The following is a 13053-nucleotide window of genomic DNA, read 5'->3' on the forward strand; positions in this document are numbered from 1 at the left end:
AGACAGAAAATGAGGGCGCGGGGCCTTATTCAAATTCCATGATGATGTCGTCGACCTTGAGGCTGGCCCCGGCGGCGGCGTTGATCTTTTTCACCACGCCCTTGCGTTCGGCCTTGAGGATGTTTTCCATCTTCATCGCCTCGACCGTGGCGAGGGCCTGGCCTTCCTGCACCTCCTGGCCCTCTTCGACGCTGATCTTCACGATCAGGCCCGGCATCGGGCAGAGGAGGAATTTCGAGGTGTCCGGCGGCAGTTTTTCGGGCATGAGGGCCGCGAGTTCGGCCTGGCGCGGGGTGCGGACATGAACCTTGAGGTCGGCGCCGCGCAGGCGGATGCGGAAGCCCATCGGAATCTTGCCGACCTTCATCACCAGCGGTTTGCCATCGACCATCAGGCGGGCGAGCGACTGGCCCGGGGTCCAGTCCGAGGTGACGCGGTGGGTGGTGCCGTCGGAGAAGGTGACGGTCGAGCCATCCCGGTCGGCCGCAATGGTGACGGCGAGGTTTTCGCCCTGGGCCGAGACGACCCAGGCATCGCCCACGCGGCGTTCGTGGTTGTCCATCGTGCCGGAGATCTTGGTGCGGCGGATTTCGGCCACGCGGTTCATGGCGGCGGTGGCAGCGGCAACGCGGCGCAGGGTCTGCGGATCCAAGGTCACGCCATTGAAGCCTTCGGGATATTCCTCGGCGATGAAGGCGGTGGTGATATTGCCGCTGGTGAAGCGGGGGTGATCCATCACGGCCGAGCAGAAAGGCAGGTTATGGCCGATGCCTTCGACCTCGAACGTGTCAAGCGCGAGGCGCATTTCCTCGATCGCATCGGCCCGGGTGGCGCCCCAGGTGCAGAGCTTGGCGATCATGGGATCGTAGTACATGCTGATCTCGCCGCCTTCATAGACGCCGGTATCATTGCGGACGATGCCGTCGCCCAGCGTCTTGCCTTCGACTGGCGGGCGGTAGCGGGTGAGACGGCCGATCGAGGGCAGGAAGTTGCGATAGGGATCTTCGGCATAGAGGCGGCTTTCCATCGCCCAGCCGTTGATTTTGAGGTCTTCCTGTTTGAAGGGCAGCGGCTCGCCCGCGGCGACGCGGATCATCTGCTCCACCAGATCGACCCCGGTGATGAGTTCGGTCACCGGATGTTCCACCTGAAGGCGGGTGTTCATTTCGAGGAAATAGAAGTTGCGGTCACCATCGACGATGAACTCCACCGTCCCGGCCGAGGTATAGCCCACGGCGCGGGCCAGCGCGCAGGCCTGTTCGCCCATGGCCTTGCGGGTCGCCTCATCAAGGAAGGGCGAGGGCGCCTCTTCGATGACCTTCTGGTTGCGGCGCTGGATTGAGCATTCGCGTTCATGCAGGTAGATGCAATTGCCGTGCTGATCGGCCAGCACCTGAATTTCGATGTGGCGCGGCTGCGTCACGAATTTTTCGATGAAGATGCGGTCATCGCCGAAGCTGTTCGCGGCCTCGTTGCGCGAGGAGTCGAAGCCTTCGCGGGCCTCCTGTTCGTTCCAGGCGATCCGCATGCCCTTGCCGCCGCCGCCGGCGCTGGCCTTGATCATCACCGGATAGCCGATCTGGTTCGAGATCTTCACAGCCTCATCGGCATCGGCGATCAGGCCCATGTAGCCCGGCACGGTGCTGACGCCGGCCTCTTGTGCGATCTTCTTCGAGGTGATCTTGTCGCCCATCGCCTCGATCGCGGGGGACGGCGGGCCGACGAAGACCACGCCTTCCTTTTCCAGCGCGGCGGCGAAATTCCTGTTTTCCGAGAGGAAGCCGTACCCCGGATGCACCGCCTGGGCGCCGGTCTGGCGGATCGCCTCCATAATCTTGTCGATCACGATATAGGACTGGTTGGCGGGCGGCGGGCCGATGTGGACGGCCTCATCCGCCATCTGCACATGCAGCGCGTTGCGGTCGGCATCCGAATAGACGGCGACCGTCTTGATCCCCATCTTGCGCGCCGTCTTGATGACGCGGCAGGCAATCTCGCCCCGGTTGGCAATCAGGATCTTGTTGAACATTCGGCTTCCTCTTCCCTCAACGGCACGCGGGCCGGCGTGCGCGGCTTTGCAATGACAAAAGACCACCCGGGCGGAATGCCCGGATGGCCTTTCGTGTGACGACAGGACGCGCCGCGGCTGCGGCGGTCAGATCAATAGCAGGGCGGCAGCCCGGCAAGACCGCAGGACGCGCCACCGGCCAGCGCACCAAGCGCGGCCCCCGCGACCATGTTTTCATCCGTGGCATCCGCGACGGCGGCGCCAAGGACGGCCCCGGTAAGGGCGCGGCCACCCTGCGTTTGCAGGGCATTGGGCTGGCCATAGCCCGATTGGGTGCAGCCAGCGACCGCCGCTGCCAGACCCATGGCAAGGAAAAGGGAAGAAAGACGCATGCTCGACCTCCGGTAGGTTCTGTTCTGAACCCCGATTGTAGCGCATGGTTCCGCCGGGAAAAGCGCGAAAGGCAACCGGCGGCAAAGCCTTGCCGATGTGCGCGCAAGCGGGGGGAAGAAAGGCGTCCGATCCGGTCAGGACCGGACGCAAGGTAAGGGGAAGGGACACATGCGGGGGCGCGCTTGCCCCCGAAGTGGGCGGCGCGACCGTGCTGCGGCCGCGCCTCTGTCCCATGATGCGGCAACCCGCCAAAGCAGGCAAAATGATTTTGCAACACAATCAGGGATTGCGCGAAAATCTGCCCGGATTGGAAAAGGCTGCGCGGGATCATGCTCAGTCCTCCTCCTCGTCCCAGTCGTCCTCGTCAAAGTCCATGGGTGCCGCATCGGCGGCAAAGACTTCGGGAAAGGCGGCCTGCGCGCGCTTCACATCGATGCGGAGCAGCGCCTCATAGGAACAGGGATCAAAGGGGTCTTCGGCGGGCACGACCTCGCGGCCGAACAGCCAGGACAGGCGCCCCGCGTCCAGATTGCCACGTTCAAACACCTCTTCGCCAAAGTAATGCCAGAGCGCGGACATGAAGGCGGTATCGGCCGCGCGGTCAAGGTTCTTGCGGTCCTTGAAGCGTTCGCGGCGGATGATCTTGGTCGGGCCTTCCTTTTTGTTGGCGCGACGGATCACGAACTGAAAGTCGGTGCCGGTCATGCGACCGGGGAAACCACGATGTTTCAGCATGCCACACCCCCGATCATCAGAGGGCGGGGTGCGACGGGCCGGGCCTGTCCGGCCCGCCGCGGAATGTGATTACTTGTACTTGCCGGTGTAGACCGGTTCGGTCGTGACGGCCGGCTCGTCGACGTAGACGACTTCGTCTTTCTTGCCGCCGCAGGCAGCCAGGAAAGCAAAAGTGCACAGCGCGAGCGCGATACGAGTGCTGTTCGACATCCTCTTCTCCAGTTTTCTTGGGGGTGGAGATTGCAGGGCAATCCCGCCTCCCCGCCCCGTTGCGAGGGTTGAAGCGCAATGCGCCCCGCAGGAAGGATAGCCCCATTCCCGTCGAAAAGACACGGCACAAGGTCCAAAAGCTGCGCCTGTGACGCGGCTACATCAGATCGGCCGGTGGATGAAGAAGGTATCGCAAGATATTGTGTTTGCATCAGAACATCTCCCAGATGCAGGTGCCGTTCTCGATCGAGTATGCCTCGAAATACTGTGTGGCGTCCGGCGAAGTTTCGCCGAAGGGCACCACCCTGTCGGCTAGGGAGATGATGATCTGCTGCGGCTGTGGGCCGAGTTCGGCCAGCCGCGGCAGCGCAAAGCTCTGACACAGCGCCAGCATGTCGGCGCTTGCCGTTTCAAAATCCACATCCCCGGCCTCCCGCGCGATTTGCGGCGCAAGAAAGCGGAAACGCAGAGTCAGGCCATTGGGGCCCGCGGCGTTCCAGATCACGTCCTGAAGCGTCACGGCCTGCCCCGAGGGCACGGCGATGGCCGCCGCGTCCCCCGTCAGGACCACCTCGCCATCGACAGGCTGTTTCACAGTCTGGGGGGTGCCGGTCATTGCGCCCTCCCCTTGCGAAGCAGCACCCGGCGCGCCTTGGGCGGTGCGGGAAGATCGGTCAGGCTGCCCAACCTTTCGAGCTTGGCCGCCTGTTCGGACGCGGTCGCGGCGCGCAGATCAAGGATCGCCGCGCCATCGGGGGCCACGGCCTGTTCCAGAAACGGCAGATACAGATCAACCGGGTAATGGAAGCCGCAGGACAGGAAGCTGACCGCCAGATCGACAGGCCCGGCCGTTTCGGGGGCAGTGTCGCGCGGGTTCAGCGTGGCGATGCGCGCGGGGTCGATCGCGTTACGCTCGAGCAGGCTGCGCGCGGTGGCAAGGTTCGAATAGGCCGCGCCCTCCTCGGCAAAGCCGAAGTGGCGGTGGTTGTTGCTTTCCAGATCGATCAGCAGAAGATCGCAGCCCAGATCCCGCGCCACGAAGAGGTCAAACAGCGCGTAGCCGCAGCCGATATCGGCGATGCGCCGCGGCGCGAGGTCCCGCAGCAGCGGTTCCAGCGCGCGGTATTCGGCCCGGATCACCCCGGCCGCGCGGCGCGCGATGGTATCGCCCATATCCTCGATAACCGCCTGGATCGGGGCCTCATCGCCGTCGTTCCAGGCCTTGATGATGCGACCCGACTTCGGACGGTCGAACATGACCTCCGACCTTTGCAGGATCAGGTTCAGATAGTCGCCCCGCGACAGCGCCGAGACGTCCAGCGCCCTTATGGCGCTGTCGTCGGCCTCTGCCGCGATGTCGATGTCAAGCCGCATGAGTTTTCCCCTTGTTCGCGGATATCGTTACAGGGGGATGTTATCGTGTTTCTTCCAGGGGTTTGCCAGCTTCTTGCCACGCAGGCTGGCAAAGGCGCGGGCAACGCGGCGGCGGGTCGACCGCGGCTGGATCACCTCATCGATGAAGCCACGTTCGGCGGCGACGAAGGGGTTGGCGAAGCGATCCTCATAATCCTTGGTGCGCGCGGCGATCTTTTCCTTGTCGCCAAGTTCGCTGCGATAAAGGATCTCGGTCGCGCCCTTGGCCCCCATCACCGCGATTTCGGCGGTGGGCCAGGCATAGTTGAAATCACCGCGCAGATGCTTGGACGACATCACGTCATAGGCCCCGCCATAGGCTTTGCGGGTGATCACGGTCACCTTGGGCACCGTCGCCTCGCCATAGGCGAACAGCAGTTTCGCGCCGTGCTTGATGACCCCGCCATATTCCTGCGACGTGCCGGGCAGGAAGCCGGGCACATCGACCAGGGTCAGGATCGGAATTTCAAAGGCATCGCAGAAACGCACGAAGCGCGCGGCCTTGCGCGAGCTGTCGATGTCAAGGCAGCCCGCCAGCACCATCGGCTGGTTCGCCACCACGCCGACCGTCTGACCTTCGATCCGGATGAAGCCGGTGATGATGTTCGCGGCGTAATCCTTCTGGATTTCGTAGAAATCGCCTTCGTCGGCAACCTTCTGGATCAGCTCTTTCATGTCATAGGGCTGGTTCGGGTTGTCGGGGATCAGGGTATCGAGGCTGTCCTCGACGCGGGCCGGATCATCAAAGAAGGGGCGCACGGGCGCCTTTTCGCGGTTGTTCAGCGGCAGGAAGTCCACCAGACGGCGAACTTCGGCCAATGCCTCCACGTCGTTTTCAAAGGCACCGTCGGCCACGCTCGACTTGCGGGTATGGGTCGAGGCGCCGCCCAGTTCCTCGGCTGTGACGACTTCGTTGGTGACGGTCTTCACCACATCGGGGCCAGTCACGAACATGTAAGAGCTGTCCTTCACCATGAAGATGAAGTCGGTCATGGCGGGGCTATAGACCGCGCCGCCTGCACAGGGGCCCATGATCACGCTGATCTGCGGCACCACGCCCGAGGCCATCACATTGCGCTGGAACACCTCTGCATAGCCCGCAAGGCTGGCCACGCCTTCCTGGATGCGCGCACCGCCGGAATCGTTCAGCCCGATCACCGGGGCGCCGTTCTGCATGGCCATATCCATGATCTTGCAGATCTTTTGCGCATGGGTTTCCGACAGCGACCCGCCGAAGACGGTGAAATCCTGGCTGAAGACATAGACCTGACGGCCATTCACCGTGCCCCAGCCCGTCACCACGCCATCCCCGGCGGGGCGATCCTGCTCCATGCCGAAATCGGTGCAGCGATGGCGGACGAACATGTCGAACTCTTCGAACGAGCCTTCGTCCAGCAGCAGCTCGATGCGTTCGCGGGCGGTCAGCTTGCCCTTGGCGTGCTGGGCCTCGACGCGGCGCGGGCCGCCACCGGCACGGGCAACGGCGCGGCGGGTCTCAAGCTCTTGCAGGATGTCTTTCATGGCGGTCCTCCCGGGGAATCGGGGGCACAATATTATTGCGCTGCGGCAAACCGAAACGAAATTGCGTAAATTTGCAAATTATTGGCAAGGACTTATCTGCAAATTGCAAATTGGCGAAGCATTGCATCGCCCGGCGATCCGCGCGACAGGTGGATACCCCCAGGAGATGACCATGCCCACCCTTCCCGTTCCCTTTGTCACCATCGGCCTTTTGCTGGTCTCGAACATCTTCATGACCTTCGCCTGGTATGGGCATCTGAAATACAAGGGCGCGCCGCTTCTGGTGGTCATCCTGACCTCGTGGGGGATCGCGCTCTTCGAATATATGCTCATGGTGCCGGCGAACCGGATCGGGCATGGTTACTTTTCGGCGGCGGAACTGAAGACCATCCAGGAGGTCATCACCCTTTTCGTCTTTGCCATCTTTTCGGTGTTCTTCCTGAAAGAGCCGCTGACCTGGAACCATATCGTCGGCTTCGGCTTCATCGCGCTTGGCGCCTTCTTCATCTTCCACAGGTGGTAGCATGACCAACCCTGCCCCGCGCCGTTTTCTGGACCCGAAGACCCCGCCCAGCGTGCTGACGCTGACGCTGCTGGCCGGGATTTCTGCCCTGACGATGAACATCTTCCTGCCCTCGCTGCCGTCGATGGCGGCATGGTTCGATGCGCCTTATGCGCTGATGCAGATGTCGGTCGCGCTGTATCTGGGGCTTTCGGCGCTGCTGCAGATCGTCATCGGCCCGATTTCCGACCGGTTCGGGCGGCGCAAGGTGGTGCTGGGGGCGCTGATCCTGTTCCTGCTGGCCACCATCGGCACGCTGGTCGCCCCCACGGCCGAAGCGTTCCTGATCTGCCGCATGGCGCAGGCGGTCGTTGCCGCTGGCATGGTGCTCAGCCGCGCCATCGTCCGCGACATGGTGAGCGAGGCCGAAGCCGCCTCGATGATCGGCTATGTCACCATGGGGATGAGCCTGGTTCCCATGATCGGCCCCGTCATCGGCGGTTTCCTGGATGAGGCCTTCGGCTGGCAGGCAAGCTTCGGCCTGCTCCTGGTCGCGGGCTTCGGGGTCACGCTGCTTTGCTGGCGCGATCTGGGGGAAACGGCGGTGCTGCGGCCGGTGCGCCTTGCCGATCAGCTGCGCCAATACCCGCGGCTGCTCGCCTCGCAGCGGTTCTGGGGGTATAGCCTGTCGGCGGCGCTCGCCTCGGGGTGTTTCTTCGCCTATCTGGGCGGCGCGCCCTATGTGGGGACCGAGATCTTCCATCTGGGGTCAGCGCAGATCGGGGCGCTGTTTGCGCTGACCGCGGTGGGCTATGCGGGCGGCAATTTCGTCGCCGGGCGCTATTCGGTGCGGATCGGGATGAACCGCATGGTCCTGCTCGGCACGGCGGTTACAACCATCGCCACGGCGCTGCTGCTGATGATTTCGCTGGCCGGGGCGACGACAGCCGTCAGCTTCTTTGGCCTGACGCTGGTCATGGGGCTGGGCAATGGCATCTGCCTGCCCAATGCCAATGCGGGCATCCTGTCGGTGCGGCCTGATCTGGCGGGCACCGCATCTGGCCTCGGCGGGGCGCTGATCATCGGGGGCGGTGCGGGGCTTGCGGCGCTGGCGGGGGTGTTGCTGACACCGGGGGCCACGGAACGCCCGCTGGCGGTGCTGATGTTCGTCACCTCGCTGGGGTCGGTGCTGGCGATCCTCTGGGTCATCCGGCGGGCGCGGCAGATCGGCCTTCCCGGCTGAGATGGCTTGACAGCCCCGCTTTGCAATAGCGAAATACACTTTGCAAAGAGGGAGGCCGGGATGTCCACGCAGAAGCTCTATGCCGGGGTCAAGCTGCGCGAATTGCGCGGGCGGCTGGGGGTGACGCAAAAGGCCTTTGCCGACAAGCTGGGCGTGTCGCTGCCCTATCTGAACCAGATGGAGAACAACCATCGCCCGGTTTCGGCGGCGGTGGTTCTGTCCTTGGTGCAGGAATTCGGCTTTGACGTGACCGAGCTGACCACAGGCGATGCCGAGCGGATCGTATCGGACATGCGCGAGGCGCTGGCCGACCCGGTGTTCCAAAGCGCGGCGCCACCGCTGGCCGACCTGCGGCTTGCGGCCTCGAACGCCCCGGCGCTGGCGCGGGCCTTCCTGGACCTGCACCGCGCCTATCGGCAGACGCATGAACGCCTTGCCTCACTGGATGAGGCGCTGGGGCGGGAAGATGCCGCGCTCAAACCGTCACCGTGGGAGGAAGTGCGTGATTTCTTTCACTATTGCGACAATTACATCGATGCCATCGACCGCGCGGCGGAACATTACGCCATGCCCGGCGGGCAGCGGCGCGACCCTCTGGTCATTGCCACCGAAACCCTGACCCGCGCCGGGGTGGACCTGCAATTTTCCGACAGCGCCACCCTGCGCGCCTTCACGCCCGAGGGGCGGCGGCTGGTGATCTCGGGCCGGGCGGCGGGGCCGACGCAGCGGTTTCAGCTGCTGTATCAGGTCGCGCTGACCACGCAGAACGACCTGCTGGAAGCGACGCTCGACCTCGCCCGCTTTGCCACGCCCGAGGCGCGCGACATCGCCAAGATCGGGCTGGCCAACTATTTCGCCGGGGCGGCGCTTTTGCCCTACCGTGCCTTTCAGGCAGCGGCGCTTGAAGAGCGGCATGATCTGGAACGGCTGGCCGATCTGTTCGGCGCCAGCATCGAACAGGTCGCCCATCGCCTGTCCACGCTGCAAAGGCCCGGTGCCAAGGGGATTCCCTTTTTCTTCGTGCGGGTCGATCAGGCGGGCACCATCACCAAACGCCATTCCGCCACGCGGCTGCAATTCGCGCGCTTTGGCGGGGCCTGCCCGCTGTGGAACATGCACCAGGCCTTTGAGACACCGGGGCGGTTTCTGCGGCAGCTGGCCGAAACGCCTGATGGGGTGCGCTATCTCTGCCTTGCCCGCGATGTCAGCAAACCGGGCGGCAGCTTCAACGCCCCGGTGCGCCGCTATGCCATCGGCCTTGGCTGCGAAGTGCAGCATGCCGATGCGCTGGTCTATGCCGACGGGCTGGACCTGCGCGGGCGGTTCGAACCCATCGGGATTTCCTGCCGCATCTGCGAAAGGCGCGATTGCCACCAGCGGTCGGTGCCGCCACTGGAACGCCGCCTGAAGGTCGATCCCGACCGCCGCGGCATCCTGCCCTATCAGATTGCGGAATGAAAAAGGCCCGGCGCAGAGCCGGGCCTTTCATCCTGCGGGGCAGATCAGGCGCTCAGGCGCTGCCAGATCTGATCCTTGAGCGCGCTGCGCTTCTTGCGCATTTCCGTTTCATGTTCGGACGAAACCGGCTCGACCAACGTTTCGGCGCGATGCACCGCGCGGTTGATCTCGTGATACTCCTCGACGAGGCGCGCGAAATGGGTGTCCGTTTCCTTCAGCGCCGAAATCTTGCCTGCCTCGGCCGGGAATTCCTCTGCCAGTTCGTGGGGGGTGTTCGCCATGCGTCGTATCCTCCTTGGTCGTTACAAACAGACCATAGGCCACGACTCGGCCGCCGACCTTGACCCGGATCAAATCCCGCATCGCACAGTCAGAAAATCAAACGGCTTCACACAACCCTTTGCAACCAAAAGAAAACCGGGGCGCTTGGCCCCGGTTCAGGTGGTTGCAGGATCAGCGTTGGCTGGTGCGCCAGTTCGGGTTGATCCAGGGTTCCAGATTCGACGGCGGCAGCATCTGCCGGCCCAGAATGTGATCGGCGGCCTTTTCCCCCGTCATGATCGAGGGGCCGTTGAGGTTGCCATTCGTCACCCGCGGGAAGATCGAGCTGTCGGCGAGGCGCAGCCCTTCCACCCCAATCACGCGGGCCTCGGGGTCCACCACGGCCATCGGATCATCGGCCCGGCCCATGCGGCAGGTGCCGCAGGGGTGATAGGCGCTTTCCACATGTTCGCGGATGAAGCCGTTGAGTTCATCATCCGATTGAACATTCACGCCCGGCTGGATTTCCGACTTGTAATAGGGCTTGAACGCGTCCTGACCGATGATTTCCCGCGTCAGGCGGATGCAGCGGCGGAAATCGTCCCAGTCCGACTCGTGGCTCATGTAGTTGAACAGGATCTTCGGCGTCACGCGCGGATCGGCCGAACGGAGCGAGACGCTGCCGCGCGACACCGACCGCATCGGGCCGACATGGGTCTGGAAGCCATGCCCCTCGGCCGCGGCCTTGCCGTCATAGCGCACGGCGATGGGCAGGAAGTGATACTGGATATCGGGGTAATCGACACCCGGCTTCGACCGGATGAAGGCGCAGCTTTCAAACTGGTTCGAGGCGCCGATCCCCTTGCGCGTGAACAGCCACTGGGCGCCGACCATCGCCTTGCCCCAGAGGTTCCAGTATTTGTAAAGGGTGACAGGCTGGCTGGCGGCGAATTGCAGGTAAAGCTCCAGATGGTCCTGCAGGTTCTGCCCCACGCCGGGACGATCCGCCCAGACCTTGATGCCGTGTTCCGCAAGATGCGCCGCAGGCCCGATGCCCGACAGCAGCAGCAGCTTGGGCGAATTGATCGAGGATGCGGCGATGATCACCTCGCGCGTGGCGGGGATGGTGACGATCTGGCCCTTCTGTTCCAGCTCGACCCCGGTTGCGCGGCCGTTTTCGATGACGATGCGGCGAGCAAAGCCCTTCTCGACCTTGACCCGACCGGTCTTGATCGCGGGTTTCAGATAGGCATTGGCGGCGGACCAGCGCTGCCCCTGCCAGATCGTCGCCTCCATCGCGCCAAAGCCTTCCTGCTGCTGCCCGTTGTAATCGGGCGTCACCGGATAGCCGGCCTGACGGCCTGCATCGATGAAGGCATTGAACAGCGGGTTCTGCCGCGGGCCGCGGGTGATGTGCAGCGGGCCGTTGGCACCACGGAACGACGCATCGCCCGCATCGCCATGCCAGCTTTCCATACGCTGGAAATAGGGCAGCACATCGGCATAGGACCAACCATTGGCGCCCTGTTCGGCCCAATGGTCAAAGTCACGCGCATGGCCGCGCACATAGACCATGCCGTTGATCGAGGACGACCCGCCAATCACCTTGCCGCGCGGGGTGGCCAGAACGCGGCCCCCCAGATGCGGCTCGGGTTCGGTCTGAAAGCCCCAGTCGTAGATCCCCATGTTCATGGGATAGGACAGCGCGCCCGGCATCTGGATGAACGGCCCCGCATCGGTACCGCCGAATTCGATGACGGTGACGCTGCGCCCGGCTTCGGCCAGACGATAGGCCATGGCGCACCCGGCCGAGCCTGCGCCGACAATGACGTATTCGCTTGCCATCAGTAGGGTGCCTCCACCGGGCCCATGCCCACATAGACGGATTTCACCTGGGTGTAATGTTCGACCGCGGCCTTGGAGTTCTCACGCCCTACGCCAGACGCTTTGACCCCGCCAAACGGCCCTTCGACCGGCGTCAGGTTATAGGCGTTGATCCAGCAGGTTCCGGCCTGAAGCTGACCCACCACGCGATGCCCGCGCGCCAGATCGGCGGTGAAGACCCCGGCGGCCAGACCGAATTCCGTGGCATTGGCGCGGGCGACGACCTCTTCCTCGGTGTCGAAATCAAGGACGGCCATGACCGGACCAAAGACCTCTTCGCAGGCCAGCGTCATGTCATCGGTGATATCGGCAAAGACGGTGGGTTGGACGTAATAGCCGGTGTTCAGATCGGCGCGACCGCCGCCTGCCACCAGACGCCCGCCCTCGGCCTTGGCCTTGTCGATATAGGCCAGCACCTTGTCGAGCTGCGGGGCGCTGACCAGCGGGCCAAGCTGGGTGTCGGGGTCCATCGGATCGCCCAGCTTGATCGCGGCGGTGCGTTCCGCCAGGCGGGCCAGGAATTTCTCCTTGATCGCCTTTTGCACGAAGACACGGGTGCCGTTCGAGCAGATCTGCCCGGTGGAATAGAAATTCCCCAGCATGGCCGCGCCGATCGCGCTTTCGATATCGGCGTCCTCAAAGACGATCAGGGGCGACTTGCCGCCCAGCTCCATCGTGACATGGCGGATGCCTTCGGCGGCGGCGGCATAGACCTTGCGGCCCGTCGGCACCGACCCGGTCAGCGAAACTTTGGCCACGCGCGCATCGGTCACCAGCGCGGCGCCCACGGCCCCCCGCCCCTGCAGCACATTGAACAACCCCGGCGGAAGCCCCGCCTCGACAAAGATTTCGGCCAGTTTCAACGCGCCAAGGGGCGTCACCTCGGAGGGTTTGAAGATCATCGCATTGCCAAGCGCCAGCGCCGGCGCGGATTTCCAGCAGGCGATCTGGCTGGGATAGTTCCAAGCGCCGATGCCCACGCAAACCCCCAGCGGCTCGCGGATGGTATAGACGAAATCGCCCCCCAGCGGCATCGTCTCACCAGTCACGGTGGGGGCCAGGCCCGCGAAATATTCCAACGCATCGGCGCCCGAGGGCCAGTCCGCCACGGTGGTTTCCTGAATCGGCTTGCCGGTATCAAGCGTTTCCAGCTCCGACAGCTCGGCATTGCGGGCGCGGATCAGGTCAACCGCGCGGCGCAGGATGCGCGCCCGTTCCACCGGGCGCGTCGCGGCCCAGGCCTTTTGCGCGGCCTCGGCACCGGCCAACGCGGCCTCGATCACCGCGGGCGTGGCTTCATGCACACGCGCGATCACCTCGCCCGTGGCGGGATAGATCACCTCGATCACCGCACCGGCGGTATCTTCGACATAGGCGCCATTCACGAAATGGCTGGCCTTGGGTTGTGCCCGCATGGTCACCCCT

General features: G+C 64.1%; 13 protein-coding genes. 3 read left to right on the plus strand and 10 right to left on the minus strand.

Annotated elements, in window-relative coordinates:
• Window positions 1-25: 25 nt before the first annotated feature.
• The 7 genes from IE101_RS12980 to IE101_RS13010 form a co-directional block, all read right to left on the minus strand.
• Window positions 26-2029, minus strand: coding sequence for an acetyl-CoA carboxylase biotin carboxylase subunit (locus IE101_RS12980; RefSeq protein WP_189634280.1), 2004 nt, complete (start codon window positions 2027-2029; stop codon window positions 26-28).
• 131 nt (window positions 2030-2160) lie between these two features.
• The gene (locus tag IE101_RS12985) at window positions 2161-2400 is read right to left on the minus strand and encodes a hypothetical protein (protein WP_189634281.1); all 240 of its coding nucleotides are present in this window, start codon (window positions 2398-2400) and stop codon (window positions 2161-2163) included.
• 334 nt (window positions 2401-2734) lie between these two features.
• On the minus strand, window positions 2735-3136 hold the full coding sequence (locus IE101_RS12990) for a hypothetical protein (protein WP_189634282.1): 402 nt from the start codon (window positions 3134-3136) through the stop codon (window positions 2735-2737).
• 69 nt (window positions 3137-3205) lie between these two features.
• A complete protein-coding gene (locus tag IE101_RS12995; RefSeq protein WP_189634283.1) occupies window positions 3206-3346 on the minus strand; it encodes a hypothetical protein in 141 nt (46 codons plus the stop codon).
• A gap of 211 nt (window positions 3347-3557) precedes the next feature.
• A complete protein-coding gene (locus IE101_RS13000) occupies window positions 3558-3962 on the minus strand; it encodes a DUF6497 family protein (RefSeq protein WP_229804168.1) in 405 nt (134 codons plus the stop codon).
• Window positions 3959-4720: a class I SAM-dependent methyltransferase gene (locus tag IE101_RS13005; protein WP_189634284.1), complete on the minus strand. Its 762-nt coding sequence runs from the start codon at window positions 4718-4720 to the stop codon at window positions 3959-3961. The genes IE101_RS13000 and IE101_RS13005 overlap by 4 nt, the downstream gene beginning before the upstream one ends.
• Before the next feature lie 27 nt (window positions 4721-4747).
• Window positions 4748-6280 (minus strand): acyl-CoA carboxylase subunit beta, encoded by a 1533-nt coding sequence (locus IE101_RS13010; protein ID WP_189634285.1) that lies wholly within the window; start codon window positions 6278-6280, stop codon window positions 4748-4750.
• A gap of 172 nt (window positions 6281-6452) precedes the next feature.
• On the opposite strand from IE101_RS13010, the gene IE101_RS13015 reads away from it, so the two are divergent.
• The 3 genes from IE101_RS13015 to IE101_RS13025 are packed head-to-tail and all read left to right on the plus strand — an operon-like array spanning window position 6453 to window position 9483.
• Window positions 6453-6803, plus strand: coding sequence for a DMT family protein (locus tag IE101_RS13015; RefSeq protein ID WP_189634286.1), 351 nt, complete (start codon window positions 6453-6455; stop codon window positions 6801-6803).
• 1 nt (window position 6804) lies between these two features.
• On the plus strand, window positions 6805-8025 hold the full coding sequence (locus IE101_RS13020) for a multidrug effflux MFS transporter (protein WP_189634287.1): 1221 nt from the start codon (window positions 6805-6807) through the stop codon (window positions 8023-8025).
• Between the two features lie 60 nt (window positions 8026-8085).
• A complete protein-coding gene (locus tag IE101_RS13025) occupies window positions 8086-9483 on the plus strand; it encodes a helix-turn-helix domain-containing protein (RefSeq protein WP_189634288.1) in 1398 nt (465 codons plus the stop codon).
• 44 nt (window positions 9484-9527) lie between these two features.
• Here the strand turns inward: IE101_RS13025 and IE101_RS13030 are convergent, their stop codons facing one another.
• The 3 genes from IE101_RS13030 to betB form a co-directional block, all read right to left on the minus strand.
• Window positions 9528-9764 carry an HP1242/YdcH family protein gene (locus IE101_RS13030; protein WP_189634289.1) on the minus strand — a complete coding sequence of 79 codons (237 nt, stop codon included), beginning with the start codon at window positions 9762-9764 and terminating at the stop codon, window positions 9528-9530.
• Window positions 9765-9936: 172 nt separating this feature from the next.
• Window positions 9937-11589: a choline dehydrogenase gene (gene betA / locus IE101_RS13035; RefSeq protein WP_189634290.1), complete on the minus strand. Its 1653-nt coding sequence runs from the start codon at window positions 11587-11589 to the stop codon at window positions 9937-9939.
• Window positions 11589-13043, minus strand: a complete 1455-nt coding sequence (gene betB, locus IE101_RS13040) for a betaine-aldehyde dehydrogenase (protein WP_189634291.1) — start codon at window positions 13041-13043, stop codon at window positions 11589-11591. Before betB ends, betA begins: the two co-directional genes overlap by 1 nt.
• Between the last annotated feature and the right edge of the window lie 10 nt (window positions 13044-13053).

This window comes from Gemmobacter lanyuensis, assembly GCF_014652355.1.
Lineage (GTDB): Bacteria > Pseudomonadota > Alphaproteobacteria > Rhodobacterales > Rhodobacteraceae > Gemmobacter > Gemmobacter lanyuensis.